Source organism: Acinetobacter sp. A47, from assembly GCF_000805455.1.
Classification (GTDB): Bacteria; Pseudomonadota; Gammaproteobacteria; order Pseudomonadales; family Moraxellaceae; genus Acinetobacter.
The window spans coordinates 1-22,435 of record NZ_JSUS01000004.1 but is presented as its reverse complement, the minus strand read 5'-3'; the positions used below and the strand labels follow the sequence as shown (position 1 = coordinate 22,435).

22 protein-coding genes, 4 tRNA genes and 1 riboswitch are annotated in these 22,435 nt (G+C 45.9%); of the genes, 6 read left to right on the top strand and 20 right to left on the bottom strand.

The window, feature by feature from the left end; genetic code table 11:
- The 19 genes from OC23_RS18660 to OC23_RS02740 all read right to left on the bottom strand — a co-directional run.
- Positions 1–154 (bottom strand): GTP-binding protein (locus tag OC23_RS18660; RefSeq protein WP_159725216.1); only part of this gene is annotated, 154 nt, incomplete at its 3' end.
- Positions 155–318: 164 nt separating this feature from the next.
- A tRNA-Thr gene (locus OC23_RS02825) sits at positions 319–393 on the bottom strand.
- Positions 394–407: 14 nt separating this feature from the next.
- A tRNA-Gly gene (locus tag OC23_RS02820) sits at positions 408–483 on the bottom strand.
- A 29-nt stretch (positions 484–512) separates the two neighbouring features.
- Positions 513–596, bottom strand: a tRNA-Tyr gene (locus OC23_RS02815).
- 51 nt (positions 597–647) lie between these two features.
- A tRNA-Thr gene (locus tag OC23_RS02810) sits at positions 648–723 on the bottom strand.
- Between the two features lie 98 nt (positions 724–821).
- A complete protein-coding gene (gene trpE, locus OC23_RS02805; protein WP_038342649.1) occupies positions 822–2,315 on the bottom strand; it encodes an anthranilate synthase component I in 1,494 nt (497 codons plus the stop codon).
- Positions 2,316–2,426: 111 nt separating this feature from the next.
- Complete coding sequence (locus OC23_RS02800; RefSeq protein WP_038342648.1) at positions 2,427–3,092, bottom strand: phosphoglycolate phosphatase; 666 nt, start codon at positions 3,090–3,092, stop codon at positions 2,427–2,429.
- 67 nt (positions 3,093–3,159) lie between these two features.
- Positions 3,160–3,777 (bottom strand): FHA domain-containing protein, encoded by a 618-nt coding sequence (locus tag OC23_RS02795; RefSeq protein ID WP_038342647.1) that lies wholly within the window; start codon positions 3,775–3,777, stop codon positions 3,160–3,162.
- Between the two features lie 63 nt (positions 3,778–3,840).
- A complete protein-coding gene (gspD, locus tag OC23_RS02790) occupies positions 3,841–6,102 on the bottom strand; it encodes a type II secretion system secretin GspD (protein ID WP_038342646.1) in 2,262 nt (753 codons plus the stop codon).
- Between the two features lie 40 nt (positions 6,103–6,142).
- Positions 6,143–6,979 carry a type II secretion system protein N gene (locus tag OC23_RS02785; protein ID WP_038342645.1) on the bottom strand — a complete coding sequence of 279 codons (837 nt, stop codon included), beginning with the start codon at positions 6,977–6,979 and terminating at the stop codon, positions 6,143–6,145.
- Entirely contained in the window at positions 6,979–7,722 is a 744-nt protein-coding gene (gene gspN, locus OC23_RS02780) for a type II secretion system protein N (RefSeq protein WP_038342643.1), read from the bottom strand. The genes OC23_RS02785 and gspN overlap by 1 nt, the downstream gene beginning before the upstream one ends.
- Before the next feature lie 178 nt (positions 7,723–7,900).
- Complete coding sequence (locus OC23_RS02775) at positions 7,901–8,227, bottom strand: H-NS family nucleoid-associated regulatory protein (protein WP_038342642.1); 327 nt, start codon at positions 8,225–8,227, stop codon at positions 7,901–7,903.
- Positions 8,228–8,605: 378 nt separating this feature from the next.
- Complete coding sequence (locus tag OC23_RS02770; protein ID WP_038342640.1) at positions 8,606–9,046, bottom strand: acyl-CoA thioesterase; 441 nt, start codon at positions 9,044–9,046, stop codon at positions 8,606–8,608.
- An 8-nt stretch (positions 9,047–9,054) separates the two neighbouring features.
- The gene (locus tag OC23_RS02765; protein WP_038342638.1) at positions 9,055–10,248 is read right to left on the bottom strand and encodes a hypothetical protein; all 1,194 of its coding nucleotides are present in this window, start codon (positions 10,246–10,248) and stop codon (positions 9,055–9,057) included.
- A 6-nt stretch (positions 10,249–10,254) separates the two neighbouring features.
- Complete coding sequence (locus OC23_RS02760; protein ID WP_038342637.1) at positions 10,255–11,082, bottom strand: hypothetical protein; 828 nt, start codon at positions 11,080–11,082, stop codon at positions 10,255–10,257.
- Entirely contained in the window at positions 11,079–11,855 is a 777-nt protein-coding gene (locus OC23_RS02755; protein WP_038342636.1) for a uroporphyrinogen-III synthase, read from the bottom strand. The genes OC23_RS02760 and OC23_RS02755 overlap by 4 nt, the downstream gene beginning before the upstream one ends.
- Complete coding sequence (gene hemC / locus OC23_RS02750; protein ID WP_038342651.1) at positions 11,855–12,772, bottom strand: hydroxymethylbilane synthase; 918 nt, start codon at positions 12,770–12,772, stop codon at positions 11,855–11,857. Before hemC ends, OC23_RS02755 begins: the two co-directional genes overlap by 1 nt.
- A 110-nt stretch (positions 12,773–12,882) precedes the next feature.
- Positions 12,883–13,623, bottom strand: coding sequence for a LytR/AlgR family response regulator transcription factor (locus OC23_RS02745; protein WP_004773988.1), 741 nt, complete (start codon positions 13,621–13,623; stop codon positions 12,883–12,885).
- A gap of 57 nt (positions 13,624–13,680) precedes the next feature.
- A complete protein-coding gene (locus OC23_RS02740; protein WP_038342635.1) occupies positions 13,681–14,826 on the bottom strand; it encodes a sensor histidine kinase in 1,146 nt (381 codons plus the stop codon).
- Here OC23_RS02740 and argH point away from each other — a divergent pair.
- On the top strand, positions 14,817–16,247 hold the full coding sequence (gene argH / locus OC23_RS02735) for an argininosuccinate lyase (RefSeq protein ID WP_038342634.1): 1,431 nt from the start codon (positions 14,817–14,819) through the stop codon (positions 16,245–16,247). The two genes, OC23_RS02740 and argH, sit on opposite strands and share 10 nt — an antisense overlap.
- Positions 16,248–16,296: 49 nt before the next feature.
- Positions 16,297–16,572 (top strand): oxidative damage protection protein, encoded by a 276-nt coding sequence (locus OC23_RS02730; RefSeq protein WP_038342633.1) that lies wholly within the window; start codon positions 16,297–16,299, stop codon positions 16,570–16,572.
- A 373-nt stretch (positions 16,573–16,945) separates the two neighbouring features.
- Here the strand turns inward: OC23_RS02730 and phoU are convergent, their stop codons facing one another.
- Entirely contained in the window at positions 16,946–17,668 is a 723-nt protein-coding gene (gene phoU, locus OC23_RS02725; RefSeq protein WP_004773981.1) for a phosphate signaling complex protein PhoU, read from the bottom strand.
- A gap of 412 nt (positions 17,669–18,080) precedes the next feature.
- A riboswitch (TPP riboswitch) is annotated at positions 18,081–18,201 on the top strand.
- A gap of 84 nt (positions 18,202–18,285) precedes the next feature.
- Here phoU and thiC point away from each other — a divergent pair.
- From thiC to dksA, 4 genes are all read left to right on the top strand, one after another.
- Positions 18,286–20,181, top strand: coding sequence for a phosphomethylpyrimidine synthase ThiC (gene thiC / locus OC23_RS02720; RefSeq protein WP_038342632.1), 1,896 nt, complete (start codon positions 18,286–18,288; stop codon positions 20,179–20,181).
- A gap of 75 nt (positions 20,182–20,256) precedes the next feature.
- The gene (locus OC23_RS02715; RefSeq protein WP_038342631.1) at positions 20,257–20,868 is read left to right on the top strand and encodes an NUDIX domain-containing protein; all 612 of its coding nucleotides are present in this window, start codon (positions 20,257–20,259) and stop codon (positions 20,866–20,868) included.
- A 23-nt stretch (positions 20,869–20,891) separates the two neighbouring features.
- Entirely contained in the window at positions 20,892–21,707 is an 816-nt protein-coding gene (cpdA, locus tag OC23_RS02710; protein WP_038342630.1) for a 3',5'-cyclic-AMP phosphodiesterase, read from the top strand.
- 189 nt (positions 21,708–21,896) lie between these two features.
- Positions 21,897–22,427, top strand: coding sequence for an RNA polymerase-binding protein DksA (dksA, locus tag OC23_RS02705; protein ID WP_038342629.1), 531 nt, complete (start codon positions 21,897–21,899; stop codon positions 22,425–22,427).
- Positions 22,428–22,435 lie beyond the last annotated feature (8 nt).

Here is a 22,435-nt window from a genome sequence, read left to right as displayed (position 1 = left end):
AGTCGATTTGTGAGTAATCTTTCGCTTCACCGCCGTAAGTTTTTGCACAGATTGTTGCAATCGCAGCAGTTAAAGTTGTTTTACCATGGTCAACGTGACCAATTGTACCCACGTTTACGTGTGGTTTGTTACGTTCAAACTTAGCCTTAGCCATTTTGATTTTCCTCGTTTACGTCGACATCAGTTTAGAGAAAAACAACCCTGAAAAACTTTCTTTATCGACATTCGCCTAAAAAACTAGACACCTAATACTTGAAAAGCAGACTATAATAGCCTGCTTCTTTAAAATCTTGTGGATATTCCACTAAACTGTATTTCTGGAGCTCTTATCGAGATTTGAACTCGAGACCTCTCCCTTACCAAGGGAGTGCTCTACCACTGAGCTATAAGAGCGACATCATCTTCGATGGAGCGGGAGACGAGGATCGAACTCGCGACATGCAGCTTGGAAGGCTGCCACTCTACCAACTGAGTTACTCCCGCATGTTGGTACTACTTCTATCGAAGCTATATGGTGGTGAGAGAAGGATTCGAACCTTCGAAACTTTCGTAGCAGAGTTACAGTCTGCCCCCTTTGACCGCTCGGGAATCTCACCATATCACACTTACACAGTGCCGTTCTTTACGCTATACTATCACACTTTAAATGGTGCCGGCACACGGATTCGAACTGTGGACCTACTGATTACAAGTCAGTTGCTCTACCAACTGAGCTATGCCGGCGCTTCTTAGTGTTTCGTACGTTTCGTATCGGAACGGTGTGCAGTTTAGCAAAACTTAGAATCGATGCAAGTGCTTTTTTAAAAAAAACTGCTAAAAACTCATAAAATCAATCCGTTTGACGATAATTCAACCGCTTTGATCACTGCGCGAGCTTTTATTTGGGTTTCATTCCACTCAGATTCGGGATTTGAGTCCGCCACCAGCCCTGCTCCGGCCTGAACATAGACCTTATTTTCACGAATTACACAGGTACGAATGGCAATCGACATGTCCATTTCCCCATGCCAGCCTAAATAACCAACAGCTCCACCAAAAACACCACGTTTTACCGGCTCGACTTCGTCAATAATTTCCATGGCACGTATTTTGGGCGCTCCTGAAAGTGTTCCGGCCGGGAACGTCGCCTTAAATACATCCAGTGCATCAATATCATCACGGACCTCACCCTGTACATTGGATACAATATGCATGACGTGTGAATAGCGCTCGATCACCATCCGGTCTGTAACCTGCACTTTTCCGATCTTGGAAACACGCCCGACATCATTACGGCCAAGGTCAATCAGCATCAGATGTTCGGCAATCTCCTTTTCATCTGCCAGCAAGTCCTGTTCCAAAGCCAGATCTTCCTCTTTGGTTTTGCCACGAGGCCGTGTCCCCGCCAGAGGGCGTACGGTTGCAATTCCATTTTCAAGACGGGATAAAATTTCCGGTGATGAACCGACAATGTGAAAAGGTTTTTGATCGGTCAGCGTCTGGCCTTGCACCAGAAACAGATAAGGCGATGGATTTAAATGACGTAATGCACGGTAAACCTGCAAGGCCTCACCATCAAAATCAGACACCATGCGCTGTCCGGGTACCACCTGCATCACATCACCCGCGCGGATGTATTCTTTAACCTTATCCACCGTTTCCAGAAACTTTTCCTTGCCGGTAATCGATTCAAAATGCGGTGCAGAGTGTGGTTTTGCCTGCAGGCTAACGGGAGTTGCCAGTAATTGCTCAAGCTGGTCCAGCTTGTCCTGTGCCTTACTATAGGCGTCAGGCTGGCTGGCGTCGGCATGATGTATCAAGAATAACGTATCTTTTAAATTATCAAAGACAATGACTGTCTGAGACAGCATCAACCATAAATCAGGCAGGGTCACCGGATCAGCAGCTGGGACATTCTTGAGTTTTGGCTCAATATAACGCACGGCGTCATAGCCCAGGTATCCCACCAGTCCACCGGTAAAGCTTGGCAAATCCGGTAACTCGGCTTTGCTTGGCACTTTAAACTGGCTCTGAAAATCACGAATATATTGAAACGGATCTGCACAATCTTGCTGTGTGACTGTTCCATCTGGCTTTTGAATGGTTAACACACCGGCATTACATGAAAAAACGGTAGATTCGCCCAGCCCAATCATGGAGTAACGCGCCCAGTTCTCGCCCCCCTCTACCGACTCAAACAGGTAAGCCTGTTTTTGCTCCTTGAAGCGGGCAAAAACCGATAAAGGAGTTTCAGTATCTGCCAAACGTTGACGATAAACTGGAATGGTGTTGTAGCCTGCTGTTTTTAATTGTTCAAACTGGATTGATGTTGTCATGAGTCATCTCTTATGGTTTCGATTTATCTGCGTTTCCCTGTTTTAATGCTGTTTTAATCCCGCCATCGAAAAACCATCATCATCCTCATACCTCTTTTCCTATCTGTTGTTCTAAACCAGCTCTGCCAGACGGTCCACCACTTGCTGTGGCTGGCAGTCATAAATGCTTTCCCCATGATTATAGCCATAGCTGACTACAATACAATCAATACCTGCACGTCTTGCAGCTTCCACATCATTACTGGAATCCCCGATCATCAGGGTTTCAGCAACAGAGACACCTTCCTGCTCTACACAATGCAACAGCGGCAATGGATGTGGTTTACGCTCAGCCAGACTATCTCCGCCAACCACCATTTTAAAATAGGTGGCAAGCTGTAAAACGTCCAGAATGCCTCTAGCCAGATGTTCAGGCTTGTTGGTGACGCAGGCCATGGCAATATGCTGAGCCTGACAATAATCCAGAAATGGCAGAACACCCTCATAGACTTGTGTATCTACACATAGCTCTTGTGCATACACCTGCATAAATGTGCTTAATAGCTGTGCTTGCTGTTGAGCATCGACCTGTCCAAACAGGTGGTTTAGTACGGCTTCGCATAATTTTGCTGCACCCTTGCCCACCCATACCCTCACCTGGGCTTCGGTCACCAAAGGCAACCCGAGTTTGGCCAGACTCAGATTCATGGCACGATATAGATCAGCAGCCGAATCTACCAGTGTTCCATCCAGATCAAATAAAATCAGGCTACGCGTTTGCAACCGTGCTACAGACATGTTTCTTCCCCATAAATAAAAAGGCATGCCACTGGGGGCATGCCTTGATTGTAAAAGCTTCGCCCGTTTATTTAAAGAACAGCCAGGCAATCACAGCCAGAATGATCAATACAATAATTGAAATGAGTCCAACCGAAGCATTTTTCTGTTGTTCCTTCTCTGCCGCCACGCGTGAAACAGGTTGTTCCAGGGCAACCGGCTCAGGTTCAGCCACAGCCTGCACCTTCACACCTTCAGGAATGGGTGCCGGTTTTGGAATTGCCATCTGCTGCGGCATGCCATCACGACTGATTGGCGTTTCAGCAGCACGCTCGGCAATACTTGGCATGCCTTGGTCATGCGTAGTTGCAGGCACTGGCTCTACTTCAATTTCAGGTAGTCCGGTTGCTGTTGCAGCTGGTGCAAGTACCGAGAACACAAAACTGGCAAACTGCAGAATATCACCATCATGCAATCGGGTTTCCTGTTCAATACGGACATCATTGACAAATGTGCCATTGGACGAGTTTAAATCTTGTACCCAAAGTTGCTGGTCTTTGAGCAACAAAGCGGCATGACGGCGTGAAATATCAGCGGATTGCAACAGAATATCGGCATCCTGATGACGGCCCACCAGCATATCGCGCTCAATATTCAGTTCCTGCCCCGTAAATTCACCTGTAATGGCTTGCAATTTCCAAGTCATAGATGCATATCCTTTTATAATTTCCGGTAATCATAGCATTGTGGCATAAGCATTTCTGTGCGGCTACTGTGAAGCTGCCGGGCGAATCGTGGTCGTGGTGACAGTATTTTTGCTACGTTCTGTCTCCTTGACTGGTAACTGAACCGTTTTTTGCTGGATTTGAGGTGTCTCAACAGCAACAGGCGTGGTTACCACCACTGTTTTTCTAGCTTGTGTCGCAGTCGGAACCTTTTGATAAGGTGAACTTGCCGCAGGCTGCTGGCTATAAATATCTGCGAGGTTTTCAGGTAATTTGGCAAAATTGCCATTCTTGTCCATTGCCAGCTGCAAGCTATACAACTGATTATAGCGCTGTTGGGAAATACGCCGGACGTCGTCAGCATCCCCGACAATGGTTGGATGAATAAAGACCAGCAGATTCCGCTTTTCATTACTGCGGTTATCGGAACGGAACAGTCGTCCCAGATAAGGGATTTCACTCAATACCGGCAACCCTTGGCGCCCCAGAGTGGTATTGTCCGAGACCAGACCTCCCAGAACAACGGTTTGCCCATGGTCTGCCAATACGGAGGTCTTGATGGCACGTTTACTGGTAACCAGATCGGCAGCCTGACCCTTACTGTTTTGTACATTGGAAACTTCCTGTTCGACCTCAAGCCGAATCGAACCTCCCTCTCCAATATGTGGCACCACTTTCAGGGTCACACCAACATCCTTACGCTCCACCGTGGTATAAGGATTCACGGTACTGTTCCCTGTTGTCGCAACCGAACCGGTTACAAACGGGACATTCTGCCCCACAACAATATACGCCTCTTCATTGTCCATGGTCACAATTGATGGAGTGGACAAAAGATTGGACTTGGTATTTTCTTTTAATGCCTGAATCAATGCACCATACAGCTGGCGGGAACCATTGCGGCCTTCTTTATATTTGCCCAGACCAATCGATGCACCATCCCCCAAAGCACCTGCTGCACCCGCAGCCCCACCGGTCAGGTAACCAGCTGCAATTTTTGACAGGCCGGACCCCAGGTTGGAAAAGTTAATCAGCCCGATACCACTGTTTAAATCACCGAGTGCCCATTGCACCCCGAGTTGATCGGCATCTGTTCCGGTTACCTCTATGATTGCAGCTTCGATCATGACTTGCTGGCGGCGGGTATCGAGTTGCTGTACAGCAGCATCAATTTCCCGCATTAATTGAGGGTCGGCCTTGACCACCAGCGCGTTTTGCGCAGGATCGGCAATAATGCTGACGCCACCCTGATTAAAGCTGGTAATTCCGGCATTTTGACTATTGCCTGAATTGCTATTTAAGTTAATCGAAGGTGTCGAAACCGAGGAGGATGAACCTGTAGCCGAACCCGAGCCCTGATTATTTGAAATCAGGTTATTGATTGAGCTGGAACTACTGTTGCTATTCGATGATGACGAAGAGGAAGAAACCGATTGGCCTGTCACCAGCCCCTGTAAAATTTCAGCCAGATTTTTTGCACTTGCATACTTGAGTCGAAAAACTTTTAGCCCGCCCAGACGATCCGCCGACGGCACATCCAGCATTTCAATCATTTGCCGTAAACGCTTGCGCGAGTCCGGATCACCCTTGATTAAAATACGGTTGGTACGGTTATCGGCCACCACACGAACCCGCGATCCGATAAAGTCTTTCGATGCACCGGTGGCACTCATGGTCTCGAGCAATCCGATAATTTCTTCGGCCTGACTCGACTGCAGGCTAATCGCTTCAATGTCATTTTGTCCGGTGCCATCCAGATTGCGGACAATATTTTCGAGCTGGTAAATATTGGTGGCACGGTCCGACACGATTAAGGCATTGGTTCCTGCCACAGCTGCAAGATGGGCAAACTGGGGCATCAATGGACGTAAGGCCGGAATCAGGTCATTGGGGTTGGTATTTTGCAACCAGATCACCCGGGTAACAATCTGGTCACCGCCAGCGCGATTACGGGCATCATAAGGAATGCCCGAGTTCTTGGCATTACTGTCCGGTACCAGTTTCACCGTATTACCAGAAGGCAGTGCTACCACACCATTGACGTTGAGTACCCCCAAGAACAGGTCATAAACTTCATCTTTATTTAATGGCTTGTTGGAAATAACCGTAACATTGCCACGTACCCGGGGATCAACAGCAAAGTTCTTACCGGTAATATCTGCAACTTCATTAATAAATGCAGTTAAGTCCGCATCACGTAGATTGATCTTCCATGTCTGTGCTTGCACATGGGTACTGATTGTCGCGACCAAAGGTGCGGCGGCAAGTAATGCCCAAAGTGGACGTTGATGATTTAAAAAAGCCATAACCTGCACTTATTCCTAACTGATATGTGACGTGTGATCACTAAAAACTTTGTTGTATGGTCATCACCTGATCACCACGTTTTATTTCTATTTTGGCATGCCCTTCACGACGTACTTGCTCTAATAATTGCACTTCGTTCAGTCCTTGCCCGATGGCTTGACCATTGACCGATAAAATCCGGTCACCCGAACGTAAACCCAAGGTATTTTTTAAATTCGAAGGCGTCTTGTCCGAGATTTCATAACCATCACTTCCACTGCTGACCCCCATATTTTTCAGATATTGCTCCCGGTTATCCTGCATTTGCTGGATAGCCTGTCCTAAAGCAGACTGGGGAGAGTTCTGAGCAGGCGCAGCTGCGGCTGGAGGGACACTGCTTTCATGATTTAAAACAGGTGCAGCCGGCTGATATAAGCCATTGTCCAGTCCCTTGAATTTGACTTCACGGGTTGCGCCATTGCCTTGACGCAAGATCACATGATCCCAATACACCTCGGCAAGCTGATAGGAGGTTGAACCTACTGTTTCACCGACACGATAACGCTCAGCCGTATCATTCATTTTAATCACGGCAGAAGACAAGTGATTTGGGTGACCGAGCAATACACCTTGCAACTCCAGACTGACACTATCATCTGCCGAAGCTGCTGCAGGTTCATTAAAGAGGGCAAATGAGCTGATATTGGGCACCTGGGCCTGCTGCGAACCCAGTTCAACCCGATCAAACTGCATCGGTTGTGGTGGAGCGACCACCCACCAGAACAAGGAGGCCAATTTCCAGCACAAGCAGAGAATCAGCAAAGCCAGCACCAGACCACTTAACTTATCAAGCTTGTGCCAGCGCAATTGCTGCATTTTTTCAGTGAGCATTTTCATCAGAAACCACCCTGCAACAAAGGCTGACGTGAACTGATCACATAGGTGTCGAGTCCAGCTTTGCCCTGATAGGATGGGATATTGAGCAACATGCGTTGCGTCAGTTGAACATCTAGCATTAAATTGGCATCTAGACTCAGGTTGGCCATTTTCTGGCGACGCTGGTCCCGGACATCAATCTGCAACTGCCCGTTTTCATCTTTCATCTCGGCAACCAGTGAAGGCATATTCATGCGTTCCTGACGTTGGCCGAAGGTATATCCCAATGTACCGCCCCCCCAGTTCAGCTGGCCTACGGCTGTACTAAAACCTTTTTCTTTCTGGTAATTAAACTGTACGTCTTTTAATTGAATGGCATTTTCAGGCCACTGCCAGTTCGCAAAATATTTTAATGTTTCGGGCGAGATTGCCCCCTGAAGATCCTTGATCATGATTTTCTGGCCTAAACCATAACCAAATATCCCGCTCAACTGGGTATTTCCACTATGAATATCAAGATTTGCACCGAGGCGTAACAATAATAAATCTAGAGGGCGGGTTTTCCAGTGTACAGAACCGCGTAATTGACCACGTTGCCAGTCGGCCTGCCCCTGCCAGATATTTCCGCTGACGTTATGTAATATTTGATTATCTTTTGAAAATTTTGCAATGAGCCAGGTGGCTGGAATCTGTAAAATAATAAAAATTAAAAATGCAAAAATGGCGAAAAGCCACCATCTCCATTGCCTGCTTTTTTTCTTCATTCCACCCTTACCAACATGCAAAATATCATCCTTTTCGAGACCTTCGCCCCCTGAATGACATTATGCATACTTTTTCAACATCGCCAATTCTCTCATATAAAAAAACCAAGCTTTTTAAGCCTGGCTTTTTTTTGAGAATAAAGCCATCGTATGACAAAACGATGACTTTAAAACTTGTTTAGATTAAGAAATCTTCAAGTTTTGCACCTTTTTCCAGTTCAGCAACCAACCAACGCGGTTGTTTACCACGACCGGTCCAGGTTTCTTCAGCATTGTTTTTGTTACGGTAGCGAGGTTCTACAGCTTTACGCGTGGTTTTCTTACGCTTTTGCTCACCCACTTCCAATAACTCTTCAACGCTAAAACCAACCGCTTCAGCAATGGCAACAATCTGATTATATGCGTCTTCAATTGCCTGATCTTTTTTGCTTGCAATTAAAGCTTCTGCTTCTGCCTGTAAACGTTTTAAATCTTCTACTGATAAATCGCTAATATCTGGTTTCATTCGAACCACTCCAACTTAATAAAAAAATATATCACTCAAAATAAAAAATGAATTTAGAATTCCATTCAATATTAATTTATAAGCGATTAAATAATCAATATCAGAATAGCCCACTTAATCATATATCAACAATAAAATGGCTTTTTTATTTACAATAAAACAAAAAAAGTGCCTTTTGAATAAAAACAGTGCTGGCCTGATTAAATAAAAAAACGTGTCTAACAGCACTTTTATATTAATGTATTCTTAAAGTTCACTAAAAAATTTTTATTTATAAGCCGGTTCTTTTAAGCTGGCTTTTCTGCCAAAGACCAAAAAGAACCGTATTATGCAAATTTATTATAAGCTCAAATCAAATAGACATAATTGTCTTTATAATTATTTATTTGCTATTAAGTCATGCCCTGCCTTTTGTTCCAGCTCGATAATCTTCTGTCTAATCAGATCGGGAATATTTACTTTATGCGATGTTACTTTATCTACACAAACAATCACGGCCTCACCTGTGGCAACCACCTGATTTTGCATTTCACTCCATAAAACATAATGCATACGAAAAGCACTGTTTCTTAACTCTTCCACACGCGCACCAATATGTAACACATCAGGATAAAATACCGGGCTTAAGTATTTACACTGGTTTGATGCCACCACCGGCAATAACGCCTGATCAAAGATATCGATCGACATTAAATAAGCAATACGGGCACTTTCCATATAGCGATAATACTGTGTGTTATTCAGATGCCCAAAAGCATCCATATCTCCCCATGCTACAGTTTGACGATGTATTATCGGATAGACAGACAGTTCTTTCATATTTACACTCATATCTTAAAATTAAGAAAATTCACATCATTTTCAAATATTAAATTTAACTGTTTGATTAAATCCTGATTATCCCCCAGGGTTGACTTAATCCTTAAATAACTCATTAATATATTATCAGGATATAAAGTTAATAACTGTTCTGCCTCGATCTGACGTTGTGTTGCCATATAAATATGCCATTTTGCAAAAGCCAGCATCGGCACACTGGTATAACGTTGCTCAAGCTGGGTAATGCGCTGTTCAACATAGGCATAATCCGGGATCTGCTTTAACAGTTGTTGCTGGAACCAGAGATAAAATACTTCCGGATCAAACTGGTCTTGTAATAAATGTAAAGCCAGCTCTTCATGCTGCACACTCATTTCCGGCATTCGGGCCAGTAATTTGAGCCAGAGCACCTTACTGCTATAAGGGCGAGTTTGAATCTCGTCCTGCAACACCAGATAACGTTGCTGTAATGCCGCCAGATCGTCCACAGAGGCCTGATCAAAATGGATCAATAACTGTTGTAACCATAAATCACGATGTTCCGCATCCAGTAGTCCATACTGGGTGGTTTGCAGAAATAACCAGGGTTCCTGCAAGGCCAGTTTGCCCCATAAGGCTGTAATCCGTTGCTGGTAAGCCGTTTCGATTTCAGTCAGCCAGGGAGACAGCTGATGCTGCGCCAGAAACTCCAGATGGGTCAGTGCTTTTTCTGTTTCTTTCTGCTCAAGAAAAATCGCAATGCGTTGCAGTTCAGCCAGTTCAAATGCCATTGGGGCAGATTTATCCAGACTTTGCAAGGCAGCTGCATAATCACCATTCTGATAATCAAACTGCGCATCAATAATATGACTGAGTAAACCGGACTGGGCAAAAATCCGCTCGATAAAAACCTGCTGGTCTTTTGAAGCATCCAATAACCAGACAATGCCGAGCTGTTCATAGGGATGTAATTGCTTGAGCTGTAAAATGGTTTCTTTTTTTCTTTGCTCGCGGGTTAAATATCGCTTCAACATTAACCAGCACAACTGCATTAACAGGCTAATGCCGATAAACAGGGCAATCAGCCCCCAAACACTGCTCTGAAACTGCCATTCGCGCCAGTAAATATAAACATAACCATTTCCATAGCCATAACTGAACACTGACAATAATGCAAACAGTACCAGCGCAGTGAGAAAATAAATCAACATTAATTGCTTCATGACAGATTATCCCAACAAACCCAGGCTTGATAGTTTCGGTGTAGGGACCGCTTGCTGGTTTAATATTTTTTCCAGTCGCTGTTTCATTTTCTGGCTATTTTGATCAGGCAGTTCGGCCAGTAACCGGATAACTTCCTGCACCGACTTCTGATATTCGGCAAACTGCCCTTCATGTAATGCCTGAGAGGCAAGCAATAACCGTAATTGAGCTTCTTTTAAGGTAATGTTGCGGTTAATTAAATCCGGTGTAGCGCGCTGGACTTTTTCCAGTCTGAACCAGTGCCACCCTGTATTGCGTTCACCTTTTTCAAGGGACATTTTCGGGTTGTGTAAATCTTGCTGAATTTTCTGGTCCAGTTGCTGTAATAAATGATCAAGCTGTTGTTGTTGCTGGGTTCGATTTAATACAAACTGCTGGATGGCCTGTTTATCCTGCTCGATCGATTTGATCAGGCTGTCTTGCAAGGCCGGAGCGACAGCATACTGCAGCACATGCTGCTGGGCCTGATTCAGTTGATCCAGGGCATAAATAAACTGCTGCTGGTTCAGGGCAAACTGCACCAGTTGCATCTGCTGCTTAATCAGGATCACCGGAGAAAGCCCTTCCACAGTGACGGGCAGGGTGCTATTGTCAGCCGGCTCAGCCACACGGGTATTTTGTAACTGGCGCTGTACCGCAACAAATTGATCGTTTAATAAGGCATAACGCTGTTCAGTCTGGCTAAGCTGCTGTTGAAGCTGGGGAACTGTTTGAGAATATTGTGCAACATCGTAACTGAGTTTAGCCAACCACAATAAACTCAGCCCTAGTATTAAATAACCAATTTTTCTCATACATGTCCTTGCCAGTCTCTCATGCCTTGAATGATCTCTGAAGCAGATAAATTTTCAAGCTGAATAATGTTAAACACTTTACCTGTCTGTGCGGCCGCCGTTTCTAACAGTTGTGCCAGTCGCGCCCCCAACACCAGAAAAAGCCATGGCCGGGACTGTTGCATCTGAGTACACAATTGTTGCCAGTAATTCCAGCTTGCTTCGCTACTGATCAATACGGCCACAGGCTGATGCAGGTCGGCTTTAGTTAAAAGCTCTGCAAAGACAGCACTGCTCTGTTGCGGACATTGCCGGCGATAAAGCACAAAGTTGAGCACCTCAACCCCCTGCTGCTGTAATTGCTGCATCATGAATTGCCGCCCGCCCAGCCCCCGCCAGAACGCAATCTTGTTTAAATTTTTCTGCTGTTTTAACAGGGGTAAATCCAGCATGCCTTCCGAGTTTTCAACCTGCGGCACATCACTCTGGATATTGAATCGAGCCAGTACCTGCGCAGTGCTCTGACCAACCGCAATCCAGCGGATATGGTGTAGCTGCTCAGGCTTTATGCCAGCTTGCTGCAAATATTGCATTCCCAGCTCAACCGCTGTCGGACTGACCACAACAATGACCTGAACCTGAACCAGCTGCCGATAGAGCTGCTGCAAGCCTTCCGAAAAAGGCTCTGCCACCAGTTCCAGCAAAGGCAGTTCTGCAACCTCATAACCCGCCTCAAGCAAGGCCCGGGTTAAACCAGCAGCACGGTCTGTCGGCCGGGTATTGATAAACAGCATTAATACAACGCTTTTAGCAACTCACCTGCACCTTGCGCCAGTAAGCGTTGTGCCAGTTGCTCACCCAGTTGTTCAGCTGCTGCCGGTGCGCCAACCAGTTGTTCTTTGAGCAAGGTCTGTCCATCGACACTACCGACACGGCCCTCGATCTGCAGCTGGTCATTGACCAAGGTTGCATATCCTGCAATGGGAACCTGACAGCCTCCCTCAAGATAGGCATTGAAGGCACGTTCGGCCCGCACACAGATCGAGGTTTCTTCATGCTGTAAGGGCTGGATCAATTGTAATAATGCCTCATCATTGACACGGCATTCCAGTCCCAGCGCACCTTGCCCGACTGCGGGCAAACTCAGTACGGGCGCCAGACAATGCCGAATGCGATCCGATAAGCCAAGACGTTTCAGGCCGGCACTGGCCAAGATGATTGCATCATACAGACCCTCATCCAACTTGGATAAACGTGTGCCGACATTTCCGCGCAAATCAATAATTTCCAGATCCGGACGTTGTTGCAGAATCTGGCATTTACGGCGCAGGCTGGAGGTCCCGACTTTTGCACCCTGCGGCAGATCATCGAAATGTGAATAATGGTTGGAAACAAAGGCATCCAGCGGATCTTCACGCTCGCAAATCACTGCCAGCGTCAAGCCTTCAGGCAAATGCATCGGGACATCTTTCATGGAATGTACGGCAAGGTCTGCACGGCCATCCAGCAAGGCAGCTTCCAGCTCTTTCACAAACAGCCCCTTCCCCCCGATCTTTGCCAATGGAGTATCCAGAATCTTGTCGCCCTGCGTTACAAACTTCACCAGCTCAACCGTTAAATCAGGATAAAGTGCCGTTAAACGAGAACGGATATGCTCGGCCTGCCAAAGTGCAAGCGGGCTTTGTCGGGTCGCAATTTTTAAGGTTTTCATAAATTCAAGTGGAGTGTAAATCAAAGCAATTGTTCCCAACTTAACTTGCTCACCCGAAATTGCAAGTAAAAAATCATAAACTGTGCACTCATGCAGCTGAAAAGCGACGTTTATAATTGATGCATGCACTCTCTTAAACTTGGCAAATGGCGTCGGCTCACAGACAGGCGCTCATCCAGCTCACGCAAGCGCACCTGATATTGTCCGGCTGCAACCAGTTCCAGTCCTTCCAGATAGTCGAGCGAGACCAGTGCATTACGATGGATACGGATAAAGCGGTCGGCAAATTCAAGTTCCAGATCTTTGAGTGTTTCATCAATCAGTACACTGCCATTTTTGTGGCGTACCGTGACATATTTCTGATCTGCCAGAAAGTAATACACATTTTCCAGGGGAATCAGTTCTACCCCGCGATAGGTTTTCGCAGCAATCTGTTGACGTTGGGTCTTGGTATCGTACATATCATCTTGTTGTTGTAAGCCAGTCATTTGCGCTTGTGTAAGTTGGGTTAAATGATTAAACACCTGCTGGAGATCTTGTTGTGCAACAGGTTTAAGTAAATAGCCTTGCGCTTGAAATTTAAATGCTTCCAGTGCGTGCTGGTCGTAGGCGGTACAGAAAATGATGGCAGGACGCGGATTGAGCTGGCTGAGCTGTTCGGCACACTCCAGACCATTCATCCCCGGCATTTGAATATCCAGCAAAACCACATCGGGTGAATCATTTTCGATATGGTTCAACACATCCTGTCCATGATGTGCTGTGGCAATGACTTCATGCCCCATCTGTGTCACCAGACGTGACAAACGCTCTACTGCAAGAGGCTCATCATCAGCAATCAGAACTCTCATTCTCTTCTCCTTGTCATCGTTAACTTCATCCATCATTTTTATCGTTAACTTGACTTATTATTTTACTTGATCGTGGTAGTTCACCACCGTCGTATACAACGACGTGCCCCCATAAATCTGAAACTTGACCGTTTGCCCATAATAGGCCTTCAGGCGCTGCTTCACATTCTCAATCGCAATGCCATTTCCCTTTCTCGATTTTATTGTATCGTGAGAATAAGGGTTAGTAATGACTATACTGACTTGATTTTGCAATATTTCAACCAATACCGTAATGGTTGATGGCTGCAAAACTTTTTCCACCCCATGAAAAATACTATTCTCGAGCAAAGGTTGCAACGTTAATAACGGAATGGTCACCCGTTTTAATTCTGCTGGCGTTGCCTGTATATTCCATTCTACCTTCAAACGCGCCCCTAAACGTATTTTTTCGATACTTAAATATTGCTGGCACAGGTCAATTTCTTCTGCCAGACTCACCAGCTTCAGTTCCTGAAAGCTTGCCCTGAATAAGCGCGACAGATTGATCAGCATACTCTCGGCCTTGTCCGGATCAATCGCAATCAGGCTCACCACACTATTCAGACTGTTAAATAAAAAATGTGGGTGAATCCGCGCCTGCATGGCCTGAATACGGGCATTCAGTTCACTATACTGCTGGTTCATCCATTGTTCACGCATATACAGATAGCGCATGCAGAAGGCACCCAGCAGCACCCCGTAGCCCAGATGCAAGCTGGCGCCATGAAAAAGGATAGCCTCAGAAAAAGCAGCAGTATGTGATACCCCGTACTGCAGCACATTGACCACGCAGGTGGTGAGCAACACGATCAGCTGTAGCAGAATAAAACCCAGCACCAGTGCAAGCTTCTGGCTAAATCTGGCAAAAAAATCCTGAAAATAGTCGACCAGTGCCGAAAAAGATAAAATCACCCAGTTAATAAAAAACATATATTGCAGGACCCGGATGCCTTCCAACGCCTGCCATGACCGAGCTTCAGCCAAGGCCAGCACCATCGCCAGCACATTACTGGCAACAATTAATTCTAATAAGTGTTGCCATTGTCCAATTTTCGTAAAAAAATAGGAGCCTGATGGATTTCCCCCCTGACGGGTTTGCGATAACTTCTTACGTCGAGTTTCGGCAACTACGTTTGGATTTGCTATACTCTTTTTTATTTTACTGAGCCGCCATGACCACATCTTCTCAATCCTCTTCTTCAGCCAGCCCGAATCAAACCTCTGGAATGTGGGGCGGTCGCTTCTCTGAAGCAACAGATGCTTTTGTTGCAGAATTTACCGCATCTGTGCAATTTGACCAACGTTTTTATAAACAGGATATTGCCGGTTCAATTGCACATGCCACCATGCTGGCCAAAGTAGGTGTCCTGACTGAAGCCGAACGTGACGACATCATTCAAGGTTTAAATACCATTAAAGCTGAAATCGAAGCGGGCAACTTTGAATGGCGTATTGATTTAGAAGATGTGCACATGAATATCGAGTCTCGTTTGACTCAGCGTATTGGTATTACCGGTAAAAAACTTCATACCGGCCGTAGCCGTAATGACCAGGTGGCAACCGACATCCGCCTGTATTTGCGTGATGAAATTGATGACATCTTGGGTCTGTTACATCGTTTACAAAAAGGCCTGCTCAGTCTGGCAAGCAAAAATACCCAGACCATCATGCCGGGCTTTACCCATCTGCAAACCGCACAGCCAGTGACCTTTGGTCACCATTTACTGGCATGGTTTGAAATGCTGGTTCGCGACACCGAACGCCTGCAAGACTGCCGTAAACGTGTTAACCGTATGCCACTGGGCTCTGCGGCTCTGGCAGGTACCACCTATCCGATTGACCGTGCCTATACCGCAGAACTTTTAGGTTTTGAAGCGGTTTCGGAAAACTCTTTAGATGCAGTGTCTGACCGTGACTTTGCCATTGAATTTAATGCGGCGGCATCCTTAATCATGATGCACTTGTCACGCATGTCAGAAGAACTGATTTTATGGACGTCCGCTCAATTCAAGTTTGTCAATATTCCTGACCGCTTCTGCACAGGCTCTTCGATTATGCCGCAGAAGAAAAACCCGGATGTACCGGAACTGGTACGTGGTAAATCAGGCCGTGTATTTGGTGATCTGATCAGTCTGTTGACCCTGATGAAAGGCCAGCCATTGGCATACAATAAAGACAATCAGGAAGACAAAGAGCCATTATTTGATGCGATTGATACCGTGCGCGGTTCACTGATGGCATTTGCTGACATGATCCCAGCGTTAGTGCCGAATGTTGAAATCATGCGTGAAGCGGCTCTTCGTGGCTTCTCTACTGCAACCGATCTTGCCGACTATCTGGTGAAAAAAGGTGTGGCTTTTCGTGATGCCCATGAAATTGTTGGTAAAGCGGTGGCCTTGGGCGTTGCAGAAGAAAAGGACCTATCAGAATTGACGCTCGAACAGTTACAGCAGTTCTCTGATTTGATCAGCGCAGATGTCTTTGATAAGGCATTGACCTTAGAAGCTTCTGTAAATGCCCGAGACCATATTGGTGGCACCTCACCAAAACAGGTTGAAGCTGCGATTGCGCGTGCGCACACTCGCCTAGAACAGTTATATTAATCTCCCTATATCCCTCTGTTACAAAGAGGGTCTTTCACTGGATGCCATAATGACTCGACAAGTATTTTGCCGTAAATATAAACAGGAGCTTGAAGGCCTGGACTTTGCCCCGTTTCCGGGTGCAAAAGGTCAGGAGTTCTTTGAAACCGTGTCCAAGCAGGCATGGCAGGAATGGTTAAAACACCAGACCACGCTGATTAATGAAAAACGACTCAATGTGTTTGAACCCGATGCCAAGAAGTTTCTGGAAGAACAACGTGAAAAGTTTTTCAATAATGATGAAAGTGTAGAAAAAGCTGAAGGCTGGAAACCAGAACAAGGTTAAACTGTGCTCCCCCCTATCTGGATTAGCAGAAACAGCTTAAACAGGGTCATGAAAATACTTTATTTTCTGTTAGATAGCGCACAAAGTTACAGTATGGTCCACGTAAAAAGAGAGCTGTTTCCAGCTCTCTTTTTACGTGATATTTACATAAGTAATAAAGCCTTACAGACTATACACAGTTGTCTACATGACACTTCCAGTGCCCTCCCTTATAGTTATATTCAGAAGGACAAAGAGATACGCTGATATCTCACGTAATGCATGATATTTCTCTCCCAGACTTTTCCCCCGAAGTCTGGGATTTTTTTGTCTTTAAGTCCTGAAACAAAAAACCGCCCCAAACAGGCGGCTGAAAATTATTATCTTTTTACACTTATTTTTGATGAACTTTCTGTTCGATTTCTTCAATGCTGGTATGACGTACATCCATTCCCTTTGCCATATAAATAACCTGTTCTGAAATATTACGCGCATGGTCGCCAATACGTTCCAGTGAGCGCAATACCCACATCACATTAATAACACGTGAAATATGTCGCGGATCTTCAATCATATAGGTCATCAAGGTACGGGTTGCAGACTGATATTCACGGTCAATATCGACATCGGCCATTACCACTTTTAATGCCTGCTCCACATCTAAACGGGCAAATGCATCCAGGGCATCATGAATCATGACACGGACCTGGTTGCCAATATGCCGTGTTTCCATATAACCGCGTGGTGACTCGCCCTCTTCACACAGGTTTTGTGCGATACGGGCAATTTTTGCGGCTTCATCCCCAATCCGCTCCAGATCGGTATTGGCCTTGCTCATCGCAATCACCATACGCAAGTCGATTGCAGCCGGATGACGGCGAGCCAGAATCAGGGTTAGCCCCTCATCAATATCACGCTCAAACTGGTTGACGGCATTGTCCTTAAACTGAACGTCAATCGCTAGATTTGCATCTGTGTCCAATAAAGCATGTATTGAATTGGCCACCTGTTGCTCTACCAATCCCCCCATGGTCATAAACTTGGTATGCACATCTTGCAAGTCTTCATTAAATTGTGAAGAAATATGATGACTTAACACAGGATTGCTTGGGCTCACGGCAGGCCTCCACTCGACGCATGGAAAAAATGATTGGTGATTAGAACATAGAAATGATGAAAGTTTTATGACAATAGCATGGTTTCACGCTTTGTAAATTGGTGTGAATTGATACAACAAAAATTTTTAAATCTGTTACGCTAGGGGTCTGTTAGCACTTTATAGCTGAATTGTGTTGTAGGCAAAAATTTCATCAGACGAGGCATGAAATGCAGGTAATGGCCACACCCTTACCAAGTTTCATAACGATGTATGAGGGAATTCTCGCCACAACCCTGCGGGACAGGGAGCTTTTTTGACGTTACTGTGTTATGCCTTGTTTATTTAGAATAACTAAGTTTCACAAGTCATGCCTTGTACCGCCAAAAAGATTCACGGTCGCAATCATATATAAAATGATAACAGACCCCAATTTCGCTTGACGGAGCGCAGTTAACAAACTGCTGAGATTGTCTTAATTACAAAATTTAAAGACAAGTACCGTTGAACCTGATCAGGTTAACACCTGCGTAGGAATCAAGCCCAGCAAAAACTTAGCCTTTATTTATCATAGAGATAAATCCGCCATTGTTTTTGGTCGTGCTTGATTCGTTAATGCCATACATAAGGATCATGCCATGAACCAGTTAACGAATCTTTCCCCTGCCGATATTTCTGCTCAACACGAGCAAGACGCTAAAGATTTAACCCGTATTCTGCCTGCTTCAAGAAAGGTGTATGTCGAGGGTTCGCGTCCAGACATCCGGGTCCCGTTCCGTGAAATCAGCCTGACTGAAACACCCACAGGTTTAGGTGGTGAACATAACCCGCCAGTGATGGTGTATGACACTTCCGGTGTATATACCGACCCCGCTGTACACATTGATTTAAATCAAGGTTTGCCACTGGTACGCCAGAGCTGGATTGAGGAACGTCAGGATACCGATCTCCTTGCAGGTCTCAGTTCCGAGTTTGGTCAGGCCCGTCTAAAAGACATCCGTACTGCCGACATCCGCTTTGCCCATATCCAGAACCCACGTCGGGCCAAAGCCGGGAAAAATGTCACGCAAATGCACTATGCCAAGCAAGGCATCATTACGCCAGAAATGGAATATATCGCCATTCGTGAAAACCAGCGCCAGCGTGAAGGTGTGGATATGCGACAGCATGCTGGTCAAAACTTTGGTGCACAAAACCTAAAAGAAATTACCCCGGAATTTGTACGTCAGGAAGTCGCTGCCGGTCGTGCCATTATCCCGGCCAATATCAATCATCCCGAATGCGAACCGATGATTATCGGACGTAATTTCCTGGTAAAAATCAATGCCAATATTGGCAACTCCGCGCTCGGTTCATCCATTGATGAAGAAGTGGCCAAAATGACCTGGGCCACCCGCTGGGGCGCCGATACCATTATGGACTTATCGACGGGTAAGAATATCCATGAAACCCGTGAATGGATTATCCGTAATTCACCAGTTCCGATCGGTACGGTGCCGATCTATCAGGCACTGGAAAAAGTCGATGGTGTAGCTGAGGATTTAACCTGGGAAATCTTTAAAGACACCCTGATTGAACAGGCTGAACAGGGCGTGGACTATTTCACCATTCATGCCGGTGTATTGCTGCGCTATGTTCCCATGACGGCCAATCGTCTGACCGGTATCGTGTCTCGTGGCGGTTCCATCATGGCACAATGGTGTCTGGCGCACCATGAAGAAAACTTCCTCTACACACATTTCGACGAGATCTGTGAAATCATGAAAGCCTATGACGTGTCATTCAGTTTAGGTGATGGCCTGCGCCCGGGTTGTGTGCAGGATGCCAATGATGAAGCGCAATTTAGCGAGCTGAAAACCCTCGGTGAGCTGACCCATCGCGCCTGGGAGCATGATGTACAGGTGATGATTGAAGGGCCGGGCCATGTACCCATGCACATGATCAAGGAAAATATGGATCTACAACTCGAAGTCTGTAAAGAAGCCCCATTCTACACCCTTGGGCCACTGACCACCGATATTGCACCGGGTTATGACCATATTACCTCTGCGATTGGTGCAGCCATGATTGGCTGGTATGGAACCGCAATGCTGTGCTATGTGACGCCAAAAGAACATCTGGGCTTGCCAAACAAGAAAGACGTTAAAGATGGCATCATCACCTATAAGATTGCAGCACATGCTGCAGATCTGGCCAAAGGCCATCCGGGGGCCCAGGTCCGTGATAACGCACTTTCAAAAGCACGCTTTGAATTCCGCTGGGATGATCAGTTCAATTTAAGTCTGGACCCGGATACGGCGCGCAGCATGCATGATGAAACACTTCCTAAAGAAGCACATAAATCGGCCCACTTCTGCTCGATGTGCGGACCCAAATTCTGTTCCATGAAAATCACCCAGAATGTGCGAGATTATGCGCAAAATCAACACAATGCCAAACAGTCAGGAGATGTACAAACAGAAGTTGAAGCAGGTCTCAATGCCATGAAAACCGCTTATCAGGAACATGGTCAAAAATTGTACCACAAGGTGTAAATCGACTAAAAAAAGATTTTCCTGCGAATCATTCTCGGTTAGGATGAGATATGTACAGTCTCATCCTGATTGAAGATGAATATTCTTGACCACGCCAGCTATTCAGCCACCGACGTTACGATAGAATCTCGGAAACCTTTGTTTCGAGGGTTCATTCAAGTTGAGCAAGTGAGCTTAAAACACCGGTTATTTCACCGGAAAGATTACTCGCCTCTTATTCAACGCGAACTGGTTCATCGTCCCGAGGCGGCCGGTGTCTTGCTGTATAGCGACCGGCAACAGCGTTTTGCCCTGATTGAACAGTTTCGTGTCGGGGCCATCCATGATCCGGTATCCCCCTGGCAACTCGAAGTCATTGCAGGCGTGCTGGACGGAGATGAATCTCCGGAAAGCTGTATCCGCCGTGAAAGTCTGGAAGAATCCGGGTGCGAGATCACTGAATTACAACATTTATTTAGCTTCTACCCTTCCGCTGGTGCCTGCTCAGAGTTTTTTCATTTATATGTGGCAGAGGTTAACCTTCCAGAGGACGGGGGCATTTTTGGGATGCCGGATGAAGGAGAAAATATTCAGCTTCATCTGTTCGATTATTCCCAGCTAGAAGCATTATTTCATAACGGGCGGTTGAGAAACGCACCTGTGATCATGGCATTACAGTGGCTGGCTCAACACATACAACAAAGATAAGAAATCTGAAGGGGCTAACGACGGTGACTTTCCAGGTCTCATCATTATCACAGCAAGATTTTGTGATGATACAGATTACCGATACACATTTATTAGAGTATCCCCACCTTGAATTTGTCGGCATGCATCCCGAGCAAAGTTTTCATGCCATCATTGAGCTGATGCGCCAGCAACACCCCCATATCGATTTAATTATCCATACCGGTGATCTGGCCCAGTCGCCGACCCCCTTGACCTATAAACGCTATGTGCAGCATATGCAAACTCTGGGGATTCCCTTTTTCCACACCCCGGGCAATCATGATGATGTCACACATTTTCCATTTCATGAGCAGGACCCGACGCAGCCGACGGTTGTCGAGCTGGGACAGTGGAGCATTATTTTGCTCAATAGTGCCCAGCCCCAGCGCATTGATGGCAAAATCAGCGATATCCAGTTACAGCGCCTAACCGCATTGCTTAACCAGATGCATGACCGGCATGTGATCATTGCCTGCCACCATCATCCTTTTGCCATGCAATCTGCCTGGATTGACCAGCATAAGTTAAAAAACTCCTCTGACCTGCTGGACACTATTCAGCCTTTCTCCAATGTCAAGGCCATCCTCTGTGGACACGTCCATCAGGATTCAGTCAATGTCTGGCAAGGCATCGAGTTCTTGTCCACCCCCTCGACCTGTATCCAGTTCAAGCCGCATAGCGAGAAATTTGCACTGGATGAACAACATCCGGGCTACCGTTTTATCCGCCTGAAAGCCAATGGCCAGCTGGAAACGCAGGTCTATCGGTTACCCACTTCACAACGAATGAACAGTTCTGAAGTTTTAGGATACGATTAAACTTTTGATTACAAATTACATTGTCGTTTTGACACAAAATCTGGACGGGAATGACTACCATCTTGTCCAAAAACTCTATATGATGTCGACCCTTGATGGAAAAAACCATCTTAGGTTTCTATAAAAACACTTGCATATCACCATATTTTTTGCGTATAGATAGTACGTGTAAGATGAGGAATGCCCTATATGGCGAATGACAACCAAAATCAAGTCCTGGACGAACAGACAGAAGTGATCGACGATCAAAAATCGGCGAAACGTGTACGTAAAACCAAACCAAAAGCTTCAGAAGGTGGTACAACTGCGAGCTTATTTGGTATCGCGCCGTATCAGCCTAAGAAAAATGAAGAATATATGTCTGAAGGACAGCTTGAGCATTTCCGCCAAATTTTAAATGCATGGAAAGCGGAACTCATGTCTGAAGTTGATCGCACCTTGAACACCATGCAAGATGAATCAAGCGCACTTCCTGATGTCAATGACCGTGCTACGCAAGAAGAAGAATTTGCGATTGAACTACGTACACGTGACCGTGAACGCAAACTCATTCGTAAGATCGAGCAGTCGATTGAAGCCATCCAGAATGAAGATTACGGTTTCTGTGAAACCTGTGGTATCGAAATCGGTTTACGCCGTCTAGAAGCGCGTCCAACCGCGACTTTATGTATCGATTGCAAAACTCTGGCTGAAATCAAAGAAAAGCAAAACAACGGTTAATCATCCCT